This is a genomic window from Mycobacterium sp. ABE4_509, from assembly GCF_056160785.1.
In genome coordinates, this window is record NZ_JBSWXU010000104.1 from 1 (window position 1) to 19,858 (window position 19,858).

A 19,858-nucleotide genomic window follows, 5' to 3' on the forward strand; every position below is an offset into this window, starting at 1 on the left:
ATGTGCGGGGCCGCGGCCTGCTGCTCGGAATGGAGCTGGCCGGCGAACGGGCCCCCGGCGGCGCCGACCGCCTCGGCGCCGCGGTCACCGCCCACTGCATGGAGCTCGGCCTGCACATGAACATCGTGCAGCTGCCCGGCATGGGAGGCATCTTCCGGATCGCTCCCCCGCTCACCGCCAGCGAAGCCGAAATCGACCGTGCGCTGGCCATTCTCGACGAGGCGCTGGCCGCCGTCGGTGAGCGGGTGGCCTGATCAGCACTCCCTCCAAGACCGACACCGACACGGCCACCGGCACCGCCCGACTGCCCGACCCGCCCGAGCAGGCCGACGCCGACGACCTGTTCGAGTCGTTCGCACAGTGGGCTCAGGGCAACGGCACCACGCTGTACCCGGCGCAGGAAGAGGCGCTGATCGAACTTCTCAGCGGCGCCAACGTCATCCTGGCGACACCGACCGGTTCGGGAAAGTCGCTGGTGGCCACCGGAGCCCAGTACGCGGCGCTGGCGCGCGGGGATCGCAGCTACTACACCGCGCCGATCAAGGCGCTGGTCAGTGAGAAGTTCTTCGCCCTGTGCGCGGTCTTCGGCGCGGACAAGGTCGGCATGCTGACCGGCGACGCGGCCGTCAACGCGGACGCCCCGATCATCGCCTGCACCGCCGAGGTGCTGGCCAACATCGCGCTGCGGGAGGGGGCAGCCGCCGACATCGGGCTGGTCGTCATGGACGAGTTCCATTTCTACGGCGACCCCGACCGGGGCTGGGCCTGGCAGGTTCCGCTTCTCGAGCTGCCGCGGGCCCAGTTCCTGCTGATGTCGGCCACGCTCGGTGACGTCACCTTCCTGCGCGACGACCTGACCCGGCGCACCGGCCGTTCGACCGCGCTGGTGGCCAACGCGCAACGCCCTGTCCCGCTGTTCTATTCGTATGCCACCACCCCGATGCACGAGACCATCACCGAGCTCGTCGACACCAGGCAGACACCGGTCTACATCGTGCACTTCACCCAGGCCTCGGCGCTGGAGCGGGCGCAGGCGTTGATGAGCATCAATGTGTGCACCAAGGAGGAGAAGGCGGCGATCGCCGAGATGATCGGTTCGTTCCGTTTCTCGTCGGCGTTCGGCTCCACGTTGTCGCGGCTGGTGCGTCACGGTATCGGGGTGCACCACGCGGGCATGCTGCCCAAGTACCGCCGGTTGGTCGAACAACTCGCCCAGGCCGGCCTGCTGAAGCTGATCTGCGGCACCGACACGCTCGGCGTCGGCATCAACGTCCCGATCCGCACCGTGGTGTTCTCGGCGCTGTCCAAGTACGACGGGACCCGCACCCGGTTGCTCAACGCCCGCGAGTTCCACCAGATCGCCGGCCGCGCGGGCCGGGCCGGCTACGACACTGCGGGCACCGTGGTGGTGCAGGCGCCCGATCATGAGGTCGCCAATCTCAAGCAGTTCGCCAAGGTCGCCGACGATCCGAAGAAGCGGCGCAAATTGGTGCGGCGCAAGGCCCCCGAAGGCATGGTGCCCTGGGGTGAGGCCACGATGAAGCGGCTGGTCGACGCCGCCCCGGAGCCGTTGACCAGCAACATGCGCGTGTCGACAGCGATGCTGCTCGACGTGGTGGACCGCCCGGGAGATCCGTTCGCCGCGATGCGGCGGCTGTTGACCGACAACCACGAGCCGCGCAAGCGCCAGCTGCAGCTGATCCGCGAAGCCGTCGGCATCGCCCGGTCGCTGCTGCAGGCCGGGGTCGTCGAACGGCTCGACGCGCCCGACGGTGAGGGCAGGCGCTACCGGCTCACCGTGGATCTGCCCGCGGACTTCGCTCTCAACCAGCCGCTGTCCACGTTCGCGCTGGCGGCGATCGAGCTCCTCGACACCGAGGCGGAAACGTATGCGCTCGATGTCGTCTCGGTGATCGAGGCGACGCTGGAGGACCCCCGCCAGGTGCTGGCCGCCCAGCTCAACAAGGCCAGGGGGGAGGCGGTCGCCGAGATGAAGGCCGACGGGATCGAGTACGACGAGCGGATCGAACTGCTCGACGACGTGACCTATCCCAAGCCGCTGGAGGAGCTCCTCGGCCACGCCTACGAGGTGTACGTGCAGAGCAATCCGTGGGCCGCCGACGGCAGGCTCTCACCCAAGTCGGTGGTGCGGGAGATGTGGGAGCGGGCGATGACGTTCCGCGAGTTCGTCAGCACGTACGGGTTGACCCGGTCCGAGGGCGCGGTGTTGCGCTATCTGTCGGATGCCTTCAAGGCGCTGCGGTCCGGAGTTCCGGCGTCCGCACGAACCGAGGAGCTCACCGACATCGTCGAGTGGCTGGGCGAGCTGGTGCGCCAAGTGGATTCGAGCCTGCTCGACGAATGGGAGCAGCTGAGCAGCCCGGATCTGCCCGAAGGCCGGGAGGTGCGCCCGGCGCCGCCGCGACCGGTGACGGCCAACGAGCGGGCGTTCACCGCCATGGTGCGCAACGCGTTGTTCCGTCGTGTGCAACTGTTCGCCAGGGGCCGCTGGGACGAGTTGGGCGAGCTGGACGGCGCGGCGGGTTGGACCGCACCACGCTGGGAGGAGGCCGGTGCGGCCTACTTCGCCGACCACGACTCGGTCGGCACCGGCGCCGACGCGCGGGGTCCCGCGCTGTTGATCTTCGACCGGGGGGCCGACGTGTGGCGGGTGCGGCAGATCCTCGACGATCCCGCCGGCGACCACGACTGGGGTTTCGACGCCGAGATCGACCTCGCCGCCTCAGACGAGTCGGGGACGGTGGCGCTGGCGCTGGTGGATGCCGGGCGCGACGACGGGTGAGGGCGTCGATCGCGTATTCGATAGTTGACGCTCCACCGCGGTCCGTAGAGCAGATTTGTCGGTGTTCGAATGCATGTTCGATACATGTCGGGTGCGGCACTTGCGGAGGCGATGGCGCGGGTGCGCGCCGCGTTCGCCGAGGCGGCGACCTGCGAGTTGGACTCCCTGACCCGCGATGAGTTGATCGGGCCGCTCGATGAGCTGGAAGCCCTGTCATGTCAGCTGCCCGCGCTGCGCCACCGCCTGCTGGCCCGGCTGCAGGTCGAGGCGACCCCGCAGCAGATGGGCGCCAAGAATTGGAAAGACGTCCTCGCTGTGCGGTGGCGGATCTCACCCGCCGAGGCCGGGCGCAGACTTGACGATGCGGCCCTGCTGGCGCCGCGACGGGCGCCGACCGGTGAACCGTTGGCGCCGGTGCTGGCCGCGGCCGCGGCCGCCCAGGCCCAGGGGTTGATCAACGCCGAACACGTCGATGAAATCCGCAAAGCCGTGAACAAACTGCCCGGTTTCGTCGACGCCGCCACCGCCGAGCAGTTCGAAATCGATCTGGTGCGCCTGGCCGTCGGGGCGGGCCCCAAGGAGGTCAAGGAGACCGCCGAGTTGGCGTTGTTCCTGCTCGATCAGGACGGCCCCGAACCCGACGACACCGAACGCGCCCGCAAACGCTCAGCGATGAAGCACAAGCAGCGCGAAGACGGGATGACCCCGCTCACCGCGGAGTTGACCCCCGAAGCGGCGGCGCTGATCGAGGCGCTCTACGCCAAATTCGCCGCCCCGGGCATGTGCAACCCCGACGACGAGGAACCCTGCACCTCAGGGTCCCCCAGCCAGGCCCAGATCGACAACGATCACCGCACCCTGGCTCAACGCCAGCACGACGCCCTGGTCGTCGCGTTGCGCATCGCGCTGATGAGCGGAAAGCTCGGCGAACTGAACGGGCTGCCGGTGTCGGTGATCATCCGCACCACACTGCAAGACCTGGAATCCCGCGCCGGGATCGGCGTCACCGGCGGCGGCACCAAGATCCCGATCGCCGATGTGGTCCGGATGGGCGCCCACGCCCATCACAGCCTGGCGGTGTTCGACAAAGCCACCGGCTCCGCCCTGGACCTGTTTCGCACCAAACGCATCGCCTCCCCTGCGCAGCGGATCATGCTGATCGCCCGCGATGGAGGGTGCACGAAGCCGGGTTGCACCGTCGGGGCGTACGGCTGCCAGGCCCACCACGTCACCCTGGATTGGGGCGATGGTGGGGTCACCAACATCGATGACCTCGGCCTGGCCTGCGGGCCCGACAACCGTTCGGTGGGCCCCGGCGGGTGGACCACCCGGATGAACGAGCGCCACGAAGTCGAGTGGATCCCACCGCCACCGCTGGACACCGGCCGGCACCGCATCAACACCTACCACCACCCTGAACGGCTGTTGCGTCGAATCGCCGAAGAACCCGCGCCTCCGGGCCTAAACACCGTCCCGACCAACGCCTCCGAGGACGACCGCGGTATCGAGCGGCCCAACCCCGAAAAGCCTTTGGCACCTGAGTCATTCGACGAGCCCGCCGAACCCGGCGGACCCGCACCCCCCGAAAACCCTGCGGCCTGACGCGCCACGCTACACCCCACATCGCGGGCGGTGGGTGGCACTCAGCAGGCTCAGTCCACTGGACGAATGACGAGCCGGGACAGCGCCTCCCGGATGGTCGGCGGTATCGGCACCGCCCGGCGGGTCTCCCGGTCGACGAACACGTGCACGAAGTGCCCGTGGGCGACCGCGGCGTCGTCGGCGCTGGTGAAGATCGCGACGCCGTAGGTCACCGACCGGTTCGTCAGCTTGTCGACGCGCAGGCCGGCCCGCAGTTGTTCCGGGTAGGCCACCGGGGCGCGGTAGGAGCAGCCGGACTCCACCACCAGTGCGATCACCGGGGAGCGGTGGATGTCCAGGCCGCCCTCGGTGACCAGGAAGTGGTTGGCGACGGTGTCGAAATAGCTGTAGTAGGTGACGTTGTTGACGTGTCCGTACACGTCGTTGTCCATCCACCGGGTGGTGATGGGCAGGAAGTAGCGGTAGTCGCCGGTGCCGTGGGCGGTCGTCATGACCAGTACCCCAGCGCATTGCGGAACGTCTCGGCCAGCAGCGCCTCGTCGAACTCGACGGGGGCGTTGCCCAACAACCGCTGCTGCGGCCAGGCGCCTTCGGCCAGCGCGGCGGCGTCGGCGGCGCTGTAGCCGACGCCGGCCAGCCCGTTGGGCATACCGACGGCACGCATGATCGCGATGAGGTGCTCGGCCAGGATCGGGCCGGCGTCGGCGACCGGATCGGCGCCGGCGGTGTCCGCGCCGAGCCGGCGAGCCGCCTCGAGGTGTCGCACCGGATCCCGGTCGGCGGTGACGCGGAAGACCGCCGGTGCGTTGAGGATGACCGCCATCCCATGCGGCACAAGGGGTTCGGTCCCCGGGTAGCCGCCGGGGCGGAACTCCCGGACACGGCCGGCCACCGCATAGGCCATGGCGTGCGGGGCGTGCACCCCGGCGTTGCCGAACGCGATACCGGCCAGCGTCGCGGCCCACATCGTCTGCTCGCGCGCCTCACGGTCGGCCGGGTCGGTGACGGCGCGCTGCAGATACTGCCCGAGCAGCCGCAGCGCCTCGCAGCTGCCCAGGTCGCTCCACGGGTTGGCGCCCTGGCTCATCGGGCGGGCACTCGGGTCGGACGGGGCGGCCCGGCGCAGGTACGGACGCGCGGTATAGGACTCGAGCGCGTGGGAGAGCACATCGAGGCCGCTGCAGGCCACGACCTCGGCGGGCAGGGTGTCGGTGGCGTCCGGGTCGACGAGCGCTTCGCTCGGGCGCAGAGCCGGTGCGGCGATACCGGTCTTGGCGTGCAGCGACAGCAGGTCGAAGATCGCGATGCCGGTGACCTCGCTGCCGGTGCCCGAGGTGGTCGGGCACGCGATGTGCGGTCGCAGCGGTCCGGGAACGGGGCGCCCGGCGCCGACCGGTGCGTTGACGTAGTCGAGGAAGTCGGCGGGATGGCTGGCATACAGGTCGGCGGCTTTGGCGGTGTCGATGACCGAGCCGCCCCCGACCGAGACGTAGCCGTCGGGGTCGAGCTGGGTCGCGAAGGCCGCTGCGTCGCGGAATGATTCGTCGGTGGGTTCGACATGGACGTCGGTGTAGGTGACGACGTCGATGCCGGCCCGGCGCAGCGACCGGAGCGCGGTGTCGAATGCGGCCATGCCCGCGACGGTGGCATCGGAGAACAGCCCCACCCGCGTCATTCCCAGGGCTGCGGCCCGGGCACCCAGCTCGCCGAGGCATCCCCGGCCGAAGGTGACGCGGGAGGCGTCCACGGTGAATGCCGAGTCGAGCCCGTCGACGTGCTGGCAGCAACTCATTGCTGCATTGTCCAGCCGGGGGCGGCCCGCCGTGGCCGGATCGATGTCGCGTTGATCACGAGGGCGAGCATGACCAGGGCGATGCCGGCCAGTTCCACGGGTTCCGGACGCTGCGCCAGCACCACCGCTCCGACGACCACTGCGGTGGCGGGGAGCAGCGCCAGCAGCAGAGCGAAGCGTGCGCGGCCGATGGTGGCGAGCACCGGTTGGTCGAGCGCGTACGGAATCACGCTGGAGAGCACCCCGACGCCGAGTCCGTACAGCCAGGTGCGCGACTCGGCGAACACGGCTGCGTCGGTGCCGAGTTGTCGCCCGACGAGCAGCGGGGCCAGTGCCAGCGAGGCGACCGCCATGCCGACCGCCAGCGAGTCGATGCCGGCGCCCGCGTCGGCGACCATCTTGCCGACCACGATGTATCCCGCCCACAGGGCGGCGGCGATCAGCGCGAACAGCACGCCGAGCGGTTCGGCGCCGGCCTGCACGCCGGCCAGCAGCAGCACGCCGACCGCCACCAGGATCACCGCCAGGAAGTCGCGGGCCCGGCGCGACCCGAGGGTGGCCACCGCGACCGGGCCGACGAACTCGATCGCGACGGCCGTGCCGAGCGGGATGCGGGCGATCGCCTCGTAGAACGCCACGTTCATCGCGAGGGTGACGACCCCGAAGCCGGCGGCAGCCCAGGCGTCGCGCGCGGTCCACGATCTGCGCCAGGGCCGCCGCCAGGCGATCAGCACCACCGCGGCTCCGGCGGCACGCAGCCAGGCCACCGTGGCCGGCTCGGTCGTCTCGAAGAGGAAGACCCCGACGGCGGCCCCGAGGTATTGCGACACCGCTCCAGCCACGAAGAACAAGGGCACCGACCAACTCGGCACGGGTCTCACCGTCCGAGTACATCAGGCGGTGCCCGGCGCGCCCTGGCCGGCCAGTCCCGGACGTAGCGAGAACCACACCGCCGGCGCGTTTCGGTGCCGAATCGCCCGGGTAGTTCTGCCGACTGTCGGGGCAACGGGGCCTGCCGGTTTCGGTTCTATGTCAGGCGGTTGAGATGAAGAGATTTGGTCGTTGGTTGGCTGCTGTGGCAGGGCTGCTGGCCGCGGTGGGATCCCCCGTCGCGGCGTCGGCGTACGCGGCACCGTGTCCGGATGTGGAGGTGGTGTTCGCCCGGGGCACGTTCGAGCCACCGGGTATCGGCGCGACAGGGCAGGCGTTCGTGGACGCGTTGCGTGCGCGCACACCGGATCGGTCGGTCGACGTCTATGCGGTGAACTACCCGGCATCACTGGACTTCGCGACCGCGGCCGCCGGTGTGATCGACGCCAGCAACCGGGTGACCACGATGGCGACGAACTGTCCCGACACCGAGCTGGTGGTCGGCGGCTTCTCCCAGGGCGCCGCGGTGGCCGCCTACATCACCGAGGACGCCATCCCGCAGGGGTACGCCCCGCCGCCGGGCATGACCGGCCCGATGCCGGGGTGGGTCGCCGACCACGTCGCCGCGGTGACGTTGTTCGGCAAGCCGTCGAGCGGCTTCCTGCAGATGATCTACACCGGCGCACCGCCCATCGCGGTCGGTCCGCAGTACATATCCAAGACCCTCGACCTGTGCATTCCGGAGGATCCGGTCTGTTCGCCGGGCGGCGCGGACAACGGCGCCCACGGCGCCTACGCGATCAGGGGGATGACCGACCAGGCAGCCGACTACGTGGTGGGAAAGCTGGCTCGGGCACCGCAGCCGGTCGACCAGTCCGCCGGGCACGGCTGATCAAGGGGGGCTCGACCGGGACAGATCCCCGCGCTACCATCAGGGCAGTCGTACAGGTCATCCGTCCTGATCGACCGTCCTGATAGTCGGAGGTGTCCATGACGAGCGCCACAGCCACCCGCGGACAGCAGGTGCGCCGGCAACTACTGTCCGCAGCGGTCGAGCTGATCCCGGAACTGGGCTGGTCGGCGGTCAGTACCCGCAACCTGGCCCAGCGGGCCGGCGTCACGCCCAGCGTGGTGCACTACCACTTCCCGTCGCTGCAGGCCCTGCTCCAGGAAGCCGCCCTCGGGGCGATGCAGCGGGCCGTGGCAGGGTTGGACGCCGCGCTCGCTGCGGCGGGCCCGGCGCAACTGATCGACGCGGCCCTGGCCTCGATGCAGCCCTACACCGGGGCCGACCCGACGACCGTGCTGTTCGTCGAGTCCTACCTCGCCGGCATCCGGGACAGGCAGTTCGGCGCCGCGATCGCCGACCTGCTGACTCGAAGCCGTGGCGGGCTGGCCGCGCGACTGACCCGCGACGGTGTGTCCGATCCGGACGGCACTGCCGCGGTGGTGTTCGCCGCGCTCGACGGGCTGGTGCTGCATCAGGGTCTCGGTGTCGGACCCGCCGGCGATCAGGCCGCCGCACTGCGCCGGTTCGTCGGCGGCGAATGCGGGGGTGCCCGATGAAGGTCGCGGTGTGCGGTGCCGGAATCGCGGGTCTGGCCCTGGCGAACCGACTCGCCGGGCACGGTGACGAGGTCGTCGTGCTGGAACGCTCCCCCGGACCCCGCCAGCAGGGCTACATGATGGACTTCTTCGGCCCAGGCTACGACGCGGCCGAGGAGATGGGCCTGCTGCCGGCGATCCTGGACGTGTCCTATCAGATCCAGGAGGCCAGCTTCGTCGACGAGAACGGCCGCGCCCGTGCCGAACTGCCCTATGACCGGCTCCGGGAGTCGATGGGTGGCCGGCTGTGCAGCCTGATGCGCCCCGACCTGGAAGCGGTGCTGCGCGAAAGCCTGCCGCCGTCGGTGCAGCTGCGCTTCGGTGCCGCGCTGACCGAGGTCGCCGATCGCGGGGATCGGGTGCACGTCACGCTCGCCGACGGCACGACGTTGGAGGCCGACCTGCTGGTGGGTGCGGACGGGATCCATTCGACCGTGCGCCGGCTGGTGTTCGGGCAGGAGCCGATGTTCCTGCGCTACCTGGGTTTTCACACGTCGGCCTTCGTGTTCGACGCTCCCCGGATCCGGGACGCCTGCCGGGGGCGGTTCGCCCTCACCGACACAGTCGGGCACGAGATGGGGTTCTACGTGTTGCGCGACGGGCGGGTCGCGGCGTTCGGCGTGCACCGCACAGCGGACCCGGCGCTGCCCGCAGACGCCCGCGAGGCGGTCCGCTCGGCCTACCGCGGCCTCGGCTGGGTGGTGCCCGAAGCCTTGGCGCAGTGCCCCCCGTCGGACGAGGTCTACTACGACCAGGTCGCGCAGATCGAGATGCCGAGCTGGAGCTCCGGTCGGGTCACCCTGATCGGTGACGCCTGCCAGGCGGTGTCGCTGCTCGCCGGGCAGGGGGCGTCACTGGCTGTGGCCGGAGCCAATGTGCTCGCTGCGCAACTACATTCAGCGGATTCGATCGGACAGGCGCTGGCCGACTACGAGCGGTTGTGGCGGCCGGTGGTGCAGGAGAAGCAGAAGTCGGGTCGGGCGGCCGCCCGTTGGTTCCTGCCGGACAACAGACTGGCGCTGTGGGTCCGCCGTGCCGCGCTGAAGCTGGCCCGTTTCCCGCTGGTCAACCGTGCCGTGGGTGCTTTGATCGCGGGTAAACCGGACGGCTCAGCCGGCCGGGGATGACTCGGGCGCATCAAGCGGATCGGCCGGGCGGGTGACGATCGGGAACCAGAACCCGAACCGCACCCGCAACCCCAGCAACCCCAGCAGCCCCAGCAGCGCGGTGGCCTCGGTGCTCATCGGCCGCGCCGCTGCTCGGGATCGGCGATCCGGGCGCTGGCGGCCAGCACGGCCTCACGCAGGGCCGCATCGGTGATGGCGTCCAGGCCGGCGGAGGCACGAAGGAAGGGCCCGAACAGCCGCCAGCCGAGCTGCAACGCCACCGCGTTGGCCGCGGCGAAGCGCGCCGCCCGCTCGCCGTCGTGCAACGGTCTGATCCGTTCGAGCAGCAACTCGACACCGGGGAACACCGTCTGACACTCGCTGACCGGGTATCCCTCCAGCAGCGCGCGCGCCATCACGGTGGTCTGCACGGTCAGGGCGTCCTCGATCTCTTCGACCGGCGCGTCCTGCTCGATCAGGGTGCTCGCGCAGCGGCCCAGGTACTCCAGGGTGGCCCCGATCAGGCGCTCCTTGCTGCCGAAGTGGCGGAACACCAGGCCGTGGTTGACCCCGGACAGTGCCGCCACCTCGCGGATCGAGGTCGCGGTGGGCCCCTTCTCGGCGTACAGCTGCGCCGCGGCGGCCAGCACCGCCGCGACGACCTCGTCTCTCCCCACGGGCGCCCCGGCGGGGGCCGGCCGCTCGGCCATCTGTGTAGTCATGCGACTACAGTAAGCGCGGATACTGCTGTAGTCAACCGACTACGACATCTGCCCTTGCCGCCGCGGGCCCCAGACGGCAAGGGACCATGGACCCTTCCTGCCGGAGGGCGCGAAACCTAGAGTCGTCACTCGTGAAAACACAACTGAACACCCCGGCGGTAGGTACCCGATGAACGTACGGATGATCATCCTGTCGACCGACGACCTCGACGAGTCGATCCGCTTCTACAGCGAGACACTCGGTATGGCGGTGAAGTTCCGCGACGGAGCCCATTTCGCCGCACTGGACGCGGGGTCCGTCACGCTCGCGCTGGCCACCGCCGTCGACCACCCGATCCCCGGTCAGGTGGTGGTCGGCGTCAAGACCGACGACGTCGACGCCGCCGCCAAGGCCATCGAGGCCAGCGGCGGCGGTGTGGTGCGCGGCCCGTACGACGACGCGCACGAGCGTCGCGCCGTCGTCTACGACAACAAGGGCAACGGCCTGGTCTTCTACAGCCCGCTGGCGCGGTAACGGTCAGTACTGCCGGTAGCGCCGCTGGACGTGTTCCTGGCGAACGGCGATCTGGCTCCTGCGCTCCTCGCCGGAGATCCGACGCGTGCCGGTCGGCAGCGCGCGGCCGACGTCGTGGTGTGCCAGCTTGGTGACACCGACCTTCGGAAGTTCCTGCGGCGGCTGCGGATACGTCCACCGCACGGTCATGAACCCGCGTTGCAGGCCGGTGGTGTCGAGCCAGTTGGGCACACCGGGGTCGGTGTGGGCCACCACGAACCGAAGCGTGCCGTCCTCATCCGGCTCCACCTGAAAGCCGTTGAGGCTCGAGACGTGGTTGGCATAGTCCAGCGACTCCCCCCACAGGTTGGCCAGGTGGAAACCCAGATACGACGGTGAGACCGGCACGGTGACCTCGACGACGAGCGCCTCGTCGGGGGCGAGGTCGAACGTTCCCCCGGAGTACACGTTGGTGTTCTGGCCGCCTCCGGTGGCCAGGTTGGCCCGCGCAGGTTCGTTGAGCCCGTTGCGTGGCATGAAGGTCTGCCCGTCACCGTTGCGGTCCCCGTGCGCTTCCAGCAGCACGTCGTAGAACTCGTTCCAGAAGCCCATCTGGTTCTCCACCAGCGCGCCGGCCCTGCGCATCTTCTCCGCGGCTGCGGCCGGTTCCAGCGGTGGCGGATGTTCGCCCTCGTTGCCGATGCGGGTGATGGTCAGCTCGGGGGAACCCTCGTCGGCCCAGTCGTCGAACAGGTACCGCACGATCACGTAGCGGGCGCTGTGCGCGCCGTCGGCGGTCTCGGCCCGGGTGGGCAGGAAATCGCCGGTCCAGCCGGGCGGACGCGCGGGGCCGGCCAGTATCTCGAAACGTCCATCGCCGTCGACCTCGATCGCGGTGCTGTCCAGCGATCCGGTGATCGCGCGTTGTCCGGGCGCGAGTTCGCCGAGCCCGCCGGAGTCCCCGGCGTAGGCGGTGTGCGCCTCGACGATCAGGTACGCCGGAGCCTTGCGGGCGGCGTCCAGGCGGCCCCGCAACCGGTAGCAGCCGCTCCCGTCGATCGGCGCCGACAGGTACAGGGCGTCGGCATTGTCGATGGTCGCCTTGTCGACCGGCTGGATGGCGCGGCGGAAGTACGGGAAATCCACATCCTCGAAGAACGCGCGCTCGATCGAGCCGAACACGAATCCCAGTAGATAGCGGTAGCCCTCGGCGAGCCCGCGGTCGGTGGGTGGCGGCGCATGCCGGTCAGGCGAATCCACTGCGTCGCGCGCCCGCTGCAGCGCCGCGATCAGCTCATCGAACGCCGTGCGCAGCTCCTCGGTCGCGGATTCACCGGACATGTGCACGCTCCTCTTCGGGGTCCCAGTGGAAACGTTCGAACAACTCGGCCAGCCGGGTGCGGATCAGCTGCGGGTCGAGGCCGAACTCGTCGACGCTGTATTCGTGGCTGGACTCGTGTCCCGCGGCGGCGCCCTGCACCATCCGCAGCGCCTCGGGACCGACCCGCAACCCGAGGTCCTCGTACACCCGCCGCATCGTGGCCTCCGGGGCGCTCACCAGATCCCGGTAGTCGACGATGCTGCGCGGTGTGTCCGGATACCGCTGCAGCACGTCGAGGGGGTGGACGTAGGAGTGCAGCGACTGATCGGCCAGGAACCGCAGCGAGTCCTCGATCAGCTGCTCGTCACGGCCGCGCAGCCGCCAGGCGGTCTGCATCATCTTGAGCAGGCTGGGGATGGTCTGGTACGGGTTGCGCATCGGGACAATGAATTTCGCATCGGGGAATGTCTCGATCAGCGCATCCACCCGGCCGCAGAAGGTCGGGTTCTTGCTCAGGTGCGTTCCACCGCCGTTCACCGCGATCTGACGCCTCACACACTCCCGGTAGAACGTCATCAGCCGGCGGCGCTTGCGCTCGCTCCATTCGTCGAGGTGGTAGAAGTCCAGTTCGCCCAGGTAGGGGAACAGCACCATCCAGAACCCGGACGCCAGCGACGAGGTCAGCACGAAGTCGTCCTCCTCCGGGGCGAAGAAACCGGTGCGGTGCATGTCGTTGGTTTCGCCGAACGCCTCGGCCTCGACCGCGTCGAGGCGCCGGCGCAGCCGCCCGCCGAACACCGCGGTGTCGAGCCGGAACACGGCCCGCAGCAGGCGTTTCTGGAGCAGCGACGGGAAGAACATCTCGTAGAGCAGGAAGTAGCTGAACTGGGGGTCGGCCGCCATCAGGCGATGCAGCAGGGTCGTGCCGCTGCGGGCGTGCCCCACACAGAAGACCGGCTCGCGCACCTCGGTCCGGCGCAGCGATCCGAACAGGATCGGATCCAGTGCGAAGCACACGGCGTGCACCGCGGCCACCGCGGGCACACCGAAACCGAACGCCGCGTAGCTCTTCCACCGCCGCACCCGATCGGGCTCCTTGCGCAGCAGCCCGAGCATGGTGCGGTAGTTGGCCCAGTCGAAGTAGAAGCGCCCACCGGCCATACCGGCAGGCTAACCGGACAAACTTGACAAAGTCAATGAACTGCTAGGCTTCGGGAATGCAGGTCTACGCCGCGGTGGACCCCCGGTTGCCGCTGTCCGCGGTCCCGGGGTACGCCCGCCGGGCCGAGCAGCTGGGTTTCGACGGCGTGCACGTGGCCGAGACGATCCACGACTCCCTGGCCGTCGCCCTGCTGGCGGCCGAGCACACCAGCAGGATCACCGTGCGCACCGCGGTGACGCTGGCGTTCGTCCGCAGTCCCACCGCGGTCGCCTACGCCGCATGGGACCTCGCCGCCATCTCCGGCGGCCGCTTCGAACTGGGGCTGGGCACTCAGATCAAGCAGAACATCGAGGGGCGCTTCGGGATGGCCTGGAGCCCGCCGCGGGCACGGATGGCCGAATACCTCGACGCGCTGCACGCACTGTTCGAGTCGTTCTCGACCGGCCGGCCGCCCAACGTCGTCGGCCGGCATTACCGGATCACCCGCATGCAGCCCTATTTCAACCCGGGGCCGATCGACGTCGACGCTCCGGCGATCTGGCTGGGCGGTGTCAACCCGGGCATGTGCGAGCTCGCCGGAGCTCAGGCGCGGGGTGTCATCGCGCACTCCACCAACTCCGATCCCGACTACCTGCGCGAGGTGGTCCGCCCGGCGCTGGCCCGAGGCGCCGCCGCCGCCGACCGTCCCAGCCGGCCCCAGCTGATCGCCTCTCCTGCGGTGGCCGCCGGCGCAGACGACGCGTCCGTCGCACGGGAGCGGGAGCGGCAGCGGCGGATGCTGGCGTTCCTGTACTCCACGCCGGCCTACGCGGGCACCCTCGACCGCCGGGGCCGTCCCGGCACCGCCGATCGGCTTCGCGAGATGATCCGTGATCAGCGTTGGGAACAGTTGCGCGCGCTGATCGACGACGCACTGCTCGACGACCTGGTCACCGTCGGCCGCTACGACGAGGTACCCGGACTGCTCGAGACGAAGTACGGGCAGATCGCCGACGGGATCGTGCTGCCACCGCTGGCCGACCCGCCCGACGACGACGCGATGCTGCGGGACAGTCTGGCGGCCTGGAAGGCGGGTACCTGACCGGGCCCGCTCAGCCGTCCTCGATCGAAGTGGCCGTGGTGTCGGCGAGGAAGCGGCCCAGCAGCCGGTCGAAGTCCCGCAGCTCGGCGGCCGACCACCCGGCCAGCGCCCGCTCGAGGTGGCCGCGGCGCACATCCTGCAGGGCGCGCGCCACCCGCTTTCCCTGCGGCGTGGGGACCACCTGGGTGACACGACCGTCGCGAGGGTCGGACTCCCTTGTCGCCAGGCCGGATTCGACCAACGCCGCGACACGACGCGCGGCCATCCCCATGTCCATGTGGGCGGCGCGGGCAAGGCCGCTCAACGCGCTGGGGCCTTCGTCGATCAGTATCCGCAGCAGCACATAGGACGGCTGGGACAGCTCCACCCCGGCGGCGGCCGCCTGGCGCGCGAACATCGACCGGCTGCCGCTCAACCGCATCACGCGGGCCAGTGTGCGGTTTATCGAGTCGAGCGCGTCGCTGTCCTCCGACGGCGTCACGTCGCCGCCTCGGCGGCCTTCCTGGCGCGTTCGGCCACCGAGGCCACCACACCGCCGTCGTTGAGGATGTCGGTACCGGTCAGGTATCCGGCCTTGTCGCCGGCGCAGAAGGCGAACAGCTCGGCCATCTCCTCGGCCCTGCCCCAGCGCGGCACGGCCGCGTCGGCGACCATCGCGCCGGCACCGGCCTGCTCCTCGAGCCGGCCCATCTCGGTGTCGACCGACCCGGGAGACACCGACACGATGCGCAGACCCCGGGTGTTGAACCGCTCCGCCTGCGAGCTGCTGTACCACCGGACGAACGCCTTGCTCACCGCGTACGCCAGCCCGGAGCGGGCTTCGGCCGGGGCCATGTCGCACACCGACAGCATCTCGGTCATGAACGCGTCGGCGTCGTCCAGGGCGGACGGGAACCGCTGCGTCGGGATGATCTCGGCGGGCAGCAGGTGCGCCGCCATCGATGCGACGTTGACCAGGGCGGCACCCGCACCGGCGACGCCGAAGAACGCCTCACCGACGTTGACGGTGCCCAGCGCGTTCGTGCGCACGATGTACTCGGCGTCACCCATGCTGGGGCTGACCCCCGCGGCGTGGATCACCGAAGCCAGCTCACCGATCTCGGCAGCGGTGGCGAACAGCGCGGACACGGCGTCGCGGTCGGTGACGTCGCAGTGCACGGGGGTGGCATCGATTCCCTGGTCGGCCAGTGTCGCGACCGCGGAGTCGAGCCGATCTGCTCTGACGTCGCACAGGACGACCGCGTGATCGCGGCCCACGATGGCGGCCGTGGCCACCCCCATGCCGCCCGCACCACCTGTGAGCACCGACACTCGCGCCATGCACTGACCGTATAACGAAGCGCTCAGGCGTCCTCGAGCGCCTCGCCCACCTCCCGGGCGACCGGGTTGTGTTCCTCCTGCAGCAGGAAGTGCCCGGCGCCGAGCACCACCGCAACCGGCCACTCGATGATCTCGACGGCCGCCAGCACACCCAGCGCCCCGTAGAACGCCAACTGTTCGGGCCTGGGCAGCCGGACCCGCCCCAGCACCGGGAGGTCGACCGAGAACGACTGCGCACCGCGGACCTTCTGCACGGCCTCGCGCCGCGACACCGACTCTTTGGGTTGTTCGGGGATTTCGGCCATTTGTTGCCTTTCGGTCATGGCGTGTTCGACATTTCGACGCCCGCCATCCGGACCGTGGACGACGTGTCAACATCCGGTGTCCGTGCAACCTCAGACCCCGTGTCCGTCATATCCCATTTCATCGCAATTCCGTTGCGGGAACTGTATGCGGCGCTCTGGCGGGTCGGCGTCGTCGACATCGACGACTGAAACCGGCTCACCAGCTGCGGCGCGACCGTCGCCGCAACGGTGGCCACCCCGGCGGTGCCCAGCGCCTGCCCCCATCCCAGCGGACCCAGCGGCGTGCAACCCAACAGCTGGCTGACGCCCGGGGTGCTGATCACCGCGCCGAGCGCGGCCAGGGACCCCACCGCCGTGGTGACCACCAGCGGACTGTGCGAATCGATCAGGGTCTGCCCCAGCTGAGTGGTGACCAGCGCGACCAGCGCCACCGTCGAGGCCCGACGCGGGCGCAACGTGAACCCGGCCATCAGCCAGGCCGACGTCGCCGCAGCGGCGGTGGTGGTGCCGCGGATCGCCACCGTGCGCCACAACGCCGCCTGATCCGGCCCGCGGCCACCGTCGTCCTCGGCGACCGTGGGGCTCACCGCCAGCGCCGCAGCGGGCAGCGCATCGGTCATCATGTTCACCAGCAGCAGTTGCCGCGTGTTCAGCGGTGAAGAACCGGTCAGCGCCGAGCCCACGATCGAGAACACCACCTCACCGGCGTTGCCGCCGAGCAGCACCGCGACCGCCGCCTGCACCCGGCGCCACAGCTGCCGGCCCTCGTCGAGGGCATCCAACAGCGCCCCGATCCGCCCGTCGAGCAGCATGACCTCCGCGGCGGTGCGGGCCGGGTCGCTGCCTTTGCTGGCCACCCCGATGCCGACGGTGGCCGAGCGGATCGCCGCGGCGTCGTTGGCGCCGTCCCCGACCATCGCGCACACCAGACCGGTGCGTTCCAGCGTCTGGACCACCTGCACCTTGTGCTCCGGGGTCATGCGGGCGAAGACCACCTTCTCCCGCACCGCCTTCTCCTGGCCGCGGCGCGGCAGCTTGGACCACTCCGAGCCGCTCATGACGTTCTCGATGCCGACCGGCAGGCCCAGCTCGGCGGCGATCGCGGCGGCGGTGACCGGGTGGTCGCCGGTGATCAACCGCACCCCGATGCCCTGCGCACCGAGCGCGGCCAGGACCCCGGCGGACTCCTCCCGCGGTGTGTCGGACAGCCCGAGCAACCCGACCATCTCGAGCCCGTCGGCGCATAGATCGGCGAAGGCGTCGTCGTCGTCGCCCGCGGCCGACCGTTGCGCGGCGCTCAGCGTGCGCTGCGCCACCGCGATCACCCGCAGGCCCGACTCGGCCATCTCGTGGATCGTGCGCTCGACCTCCGGGTCGGGTGCGGCACAGGCGGCCAGCAGCACCTCGGGTGCGCCCTTGACGAACAGCCGGCGGCCTTCCAGCGACGCGGCGAACGGGCGCCCCGACCGGAACGGCAGATGGACGTCCGGGGGCAGCTGGTCCACACCGTGCTTGGCGGCTGCCTCGACCACCGCCACGTCGGTGGCGTGTTGATGGCTGCCGCCGTTGCTCGGCTCGGTGGCCCGGGCGGCGGCGGCCAGCACCTGTTGCTCGGTGACCTCCCCGACAGCGCGCACCTGCGAGGCCCGCAACCGGTTCTCGCTCAGCGTTCCGGTCTTGTCGAAACAGACCACGTCGATCCGCCCGAGCGCCTCCACCGCCTTCGGGCTGCGGACCAGGGCACCCGCGCCGGACAACCGGCGAGCCGAGGCCTGCTGGGCCAGGGTGGCCACCAACGGCAGCCCCTCCGGTACCGCCGCGACCGCGACCGCGACCCCGTCGGCGATCGCGGCGCGCAGCGGGGTCGCGCGCAGCAGTCCCAGTCCGCTGACCAGAGCCCCGCCGGCGAGGCTGAACGGAAGAGCGCGGTTGGTCAGTTCCCGCAGCTGGGTCTGCAGGCCCACGGCGGCACTGTGGGCTGGCGCCACCTCGGCGGCACGGCGCACCTGTGTCTGCGCGCCGACCGCGATCACCACGGCCACGGCCGTGCCACTGACCACGGTCGTGGTCGCGTAGAGCATGCAGGCCCGCTCGGCGACCACCGCGCCGGGCGTGGCCTGCACACGCTTCGGGACCGGCAACGACTCCCCGGTCAGTGCGGATTCGTCGACCTCGAGGTCGACGGCCTCGAGGATGCGGCAGTCAGCGGGGATGACCTCCCCGGAGCGCACCTCGACCAGGTCGCCCGGCCGCAACCGGCCGGCTTCCACGCTGTCGTACCCGGCGCCGAGCACCCGGCGCGCCAGCGGGTCCTCCACCGCCAGCAGCCGTCGCAGCAGCCGTTCGGCACGCACCTGCTGGGAGGCCGCCAGCATCGCGTTTCCGGTGAGCACGGATCCCACCAGGATGGCGTCGACCGGCGAGCCCAGCATGGCGCTGGCCGCCGACCCGACCGCCAGCACCGGCGTGAGCGGGTCGGACAGTTCGTCGCGCACCGCCGCGCCGAGTTCGCCGGCCAGCCGCAGCGCCGCGCCCGCGGTGGCATCAATGAAGCCCGCCGAAGCGCTGGCGGTCGCGGCCAGCCGGGACCGGGCCTGCATCGACAGGTCGACCGGCTGGGGCAGCTCCTCGCGCACCTGGTCGGCGGACATCGCGTGCCACTGCTGCGTCGGGGTCGGGGTCGGCGCCGGGTCGGCGAGCACACCGCGGGCCAGCATCAGACCGGTGACCAGCCCGGCGCCCGCCCCTGCGGTCACCGGTCCCGGTCCCTGGCCACGGACGCCGGGAACCATGAGCAGGCTGCCGAGTGCGGTGGCGCTGGTCGCCAACTCGACCCCGCGCCGGCTGGCGCGGGCCGCGGCGGGCAACGCATGCAGCACCCGCCAGGCCGCGGCCAGGTCCGGGGTCAGCAGGTCCGCCGCCCAGGGCAGGGTGCCGGACGGCTCGGTGACTCCGATCGCCAGGTCGGCCGCCGCGAGGGCCCCGTTGGCGGTGGCCGACAACAGCGCCACCGTCCTGCCGTCGGACTGCAGCCTGGCGACCGTCTGCTGCAGCGCCGTGTCGATCGCCTTCCCGGCCGGGTAGAGGTCGTCGAACGAGGAGCGCAGTTCGTCCAGCTCGTCCCCGTCCACGGTCACGACCTCGATGTCGGCACGGCGGACCTCGCCGACGACGGCCGCGGCCAGCGGGTGGTGAACGTGCCGGATCAGCACCTGCCCGGCCGCACCGTGTCCGTTGCCCTCATGGGGTGCCGGGACACCGTGCCAGCCGGCGCCCAGCGCTGCCCGGCGAACCTCGTCCTGCGCCCACTGCCACACCTCGGCACGCCGGTTTTCGGGAACCCCGTCGAGTTGGCCGACCTGCAATTCGTCGGTGAGCAGGACACGGGGATCGATGACCACGGCGTCGACCCGGTCGAGCAGACGCAGCGCATCGGGGCGCAACGCGACGACGTCGTGCCCGTCGGCCAGCCCGCGCGCCAGCGTCGCGGCGAACGCCTCACGGGCGTTTCGCGCCGCTTTGGGTGCGGTCACCACCGCAGCGGTGGCGCCGGCGGCGACGTCGCCGGTCAGCAGCCCCACCGCGGGGGTGGCGACGACCTGGGCGACGCCACTGCGCTGGGCATGCCGTTCGATGGGGCCGGGTGGCAGCGGGCACGGCCGCTGCGGGCACGGGC

18 protein-coding genes and 2 pseudogenes are annotated in these 19,858 nt (G+C 70.7%); 9 read left to right on the forward strand and 11 right to left on the reverse strand.

From position 1 onward, the window contains the following. The 3 genes and pseudogenes from ACXAID_RS19685 to ACXAID_RS19695 all read left to right on the forward strand — a co-directional run. Positions 1-254 (forward strand): annotated as a pseudogene (locus tag ACXAID_RS19685) (aspartate aminotransferase family protein); the annotation flags it as partial. 50 nt (positions 255-304) lie between these two features. Next, positions 305-2,803 carry a DEAD/DEAH box helicase gene (locus tag ACXAID_RS19690; RefSeq protein WP_475023908.1) on the forward strand — a complete coding sequence of 833 codons (2,499 nt, stop codon included), beginning with the start codon at positions 305-307 and terminating at the stop codon, positions 2,801-2,803. Between the two features lie 69 nt (positions 2,804-2,872). Next, complete coding sequence (locus tag ACXAID_RS19695) at positions 2,873-4,405, forward strand: HNH endonuclease signature motif containing protein (protein ID WP_475023892.1); 1,533 nt, start codon at positions 2,873-2,875, stop codon at positions 4,403-4,405. Between the two features lie 50 nt (positions 4,406-4,455). Here ACXAID_RS19695 and ACXAID_RS19700 read toward each other — a convergent pair whose 3' ends face one another. From ACXAID_RS19700 to ACXAID_RS19710, 3 genes are read right to left on the reverse strand one after another with little or no spacing between them, the layout of a single operon-like run. Further along, on the reverse strand, positions 4,456-4,896 hold the full coding sequence (locus ACXAID_RS19700; protein ID WP_475023893.1) for an acyl-CoA thioesterase: 441 nt from the start codon (positions 4,894-4,896) through the stop codon (positions 4,456-4,458). Continuing rightward, positions 4,893-6,197 carry a hydroxyacid-oxoacid transhydrogenase gene (locus ACXAID_RS19705; protein WP_475023894.1) on the reverse strand — a complete coding sequence of 435 codons (1,305 nt, stop codon included), beginning with the start codon at positions 6,195-6,197 and terminating at the stop codon, positions 4,893-4,895. The genes ACXAID_RS19700 and ACXAID_RS19705 overlap by 4 nt, the downstream gene beginning before the upstream one ends. Then, positions 6,194-7,078: an EamA family transporter gene (locus ACXAID_RS19710; RefSeq protein WP_475023895.1), complete on the reverse strand. Its 885-nt coding sequence runs from the start codon at positions 7,076-7,078 to the stop codon at positions 6,194-6,196. The genes ACXAID_RS19705 and ACXAID_RS19710 overlap by 4 nt, the downstream gene beginning before the upstream one ends. A gap of 164 nt (positions 7,079-7,242) precedes the next feature. Between ACXAID_RS19710 and ACXAID_RS19715 the strand changes: the two genes are divergently transcribed. From ACXAID_RS19715 to ACXAID_RS19725, 3 genes are all read left to right on the forward strand, one after another. Continuing rightward, positions 7,243-7,959: a cutinase family protein gene (locus ACXAID_RS19715; RefSeq protein ID WP_475023896.1), complete on the forward strand. Its 717-nt coding sequence runs from the start codon at positions 7,243-7,245 to the stop codon at positions 7,957-7,959. Positions 7,960-8,057: 98 nt separating this feature from the next. Next, positions 8,058-8,633, forward strand: coding sequence for a TetR/AcrR family transcriptional regulator (locus tag ACXAID_RS19720; protein WP_475023897.1), 576 nt, complete (start codon positions 8,058-8,060; stop codon positions 8,631-8,633). Further along, on the forward strand, positions 8,630-9,799 hold the full coding sequence (locus ACXAID_RS19725) for an FAD-dependent oxidoreductase (RefSeq protein ID WP_475023898.1): 1,170 nt from the start codon (positions 8,630-8,632) through the stop codon (positions 9,797-9,799). Before ACXAID_RS19720 ends, ACXAID_RS19725 begins: the two co-directional genes overlap by 4 nt. On the opposite strand, the gene ACXAID_RS19730 is transcribed toward ACXAID_RS19725, so the two are convergent. Both ACXAID_RS19730 and ACXAID_RS19735 read right to left on the reverse strand, forming a co-directional pair. After that, positions 9,782-9,916 carry a hypothetical protein gene (locus ACXAID_RS19730; protein WP_475023899.1) on the reverse strand — a complete coding sequence of 45 codons (135 nt, stop codon included), beginning with the start codon at positions 9,914-9,916 and terminating at the stop codon, positions 9,782-9,784. The genes ACXAID_RS19725 and ACXAID_RS19730 overlap by 18 nt on opposite strands. Next, positions 9,913-10,500: a TetR/AcrR family transcriptional regulator gene (locus ACXAID_RS19735; RefSeq protein WP_475023900.1), complete on the reverse strand. Its 588-nt coding sequence runs from the start codon at positions 10,498-10,500 to the stop codon at positions 9,913-9,915. Before ACXAID_RS19735 ends, ACXAID_RS19730 begins: the two co-directional genes overlap by 4 nt. A gap of 169 nt (positions 10,501-10,669) precedes the next feature. Here ACXAID_RS19735 and ACXAID_RS19740 point away from each other — a divergent pair, with 169 nt between their 5' ends. After that, a complete protein-coding gene (locus tag ACXAID_RS19740) occupies positions 10,670-11,014 on the forward strand; it encodes a VOC family protein (protein ID WP_475023901.1) in 345 nt (114 codons plus the stop codon). A gap of 3 nt (positions 11,015-11,017) precedes the next feature. Here ACXAID_RS19740 and ACXAID_RS19745 read toward each other — a convergent pair whose 3' ends face one another. Then, positions 11,018-12,334: a hypothetical protein gene (locus ACXAID_RS19745; RefSeq protein ID WP_475023902.1), complete on the reverse strand. Its 1,317-nt coding sequence runs from the start codon at positions 12,332-12,334 to the stop codon at positions 11,018-11,020. Then, entirely contained in the window at positions 12,324-13,475 is a 1,152-nt protein-coding gene (locus tag ACXAID_RS19750) for a sulfotransferase family protein (protein WP_475023903.1), read from the reverse strand. Before ACXAID_RS19750 ends, ACXAID_RS19745 begins: the two co-directional genes overlap by 11 nt. 56 nt (positions 13,476-13,531) lie before the next feature. Between ACXAID_RS19750 and ACXAID_RS19755 the strand changes: the two genes are divergently transcribed. Next, a complete protein-coding gene (locus tag ACXAID_RS19755; protein WP_475023904.1) occupies positions 13,532-14,557 on the forward strand; it encodes a TIGR03617 family F420-dependent LLM class oxidoreductase in 1,026 nt (341 codons plus the stop codon). 10 nt (positions 14,558-14,567) lie between these two features. Here the strand turns inward: ACXAID_RS19755 and ACXAID_RS19760 are convergent, their stop codons facing one another. From ACXAID_RS19760 to ACXAID_RS19770, 3 genes are read right to left on the reverse strand one after another with little or no spacing between them, the layout of a single operon-like run. After that, on the reverse strand, positions 14,568-15,038 hold the full coding sequence (locus tag ACXAID_RS19760; protein ID WP_475023905.1) for a MarR family winged helix-turn-helix transcriptional regulator: 471 nt from the start codon (positions 15,036-15,038) through the stop codon (positions 14,568-14,570). Beyond that, positions 15,035-15,877 (reverse strand): SDR family oxidoreductase, encoded by an 843-nt coding sequence (locus ACXAID_RS19765; RefSeq protein WP_475023906.1) that lies wholly within the window; start codon positions 15,875-15,877, stop codon positions 15,035-15,037. The genes ACXAID_RS19760 and ACXAID_RS19765 overlap by 4 nt, the downstream gene beginning before the upstream one ends. Positions 15,878-15,900: 23 nt before the next feature. Further along, positions 15,901-16,182: a hypothetical protein gene (locus ACXAID_RS19770; RefSeq protein ID WP_475023907.1), complete on the reverse strand. Its 282-nt coding sequence runs from the start codon at positions 16,180-16,182 to the stop codon at positions 15,901-15,903. 99 nt (positions 16,183-16,281) lie between these two features. Between ACXAID_RS19770 and ACXAID_RS19775 the strand changes: the two genes are divergently transcribed. Next, positions 16,282-16,371: an Rv1535 domain-containing protein gene (locus tag ACXAID_RS19775; RefSeq protein ID WP_475023909.1), complete on the forward strand. Its 90-nt coding sequence runs from the start codon at positions 16,282-16,284 to the stop codon at positions 16,369-16,371. Here the strand turns inward: ACXAID_RS19775 and ACXAID_RS19780 are convergent. Beyond that, positions 16,347-19,858 (reverse strand): annotated as a pseudogene (locus tag ACXAID_RS19780) (HAD-IC family P-type ATPase); the annotation flags it as partial. The gene ACXAID_RS19775 and the pseudogene ACXAID_RS19780 sit on opposite strands and share 25 nt — an antisense overlap.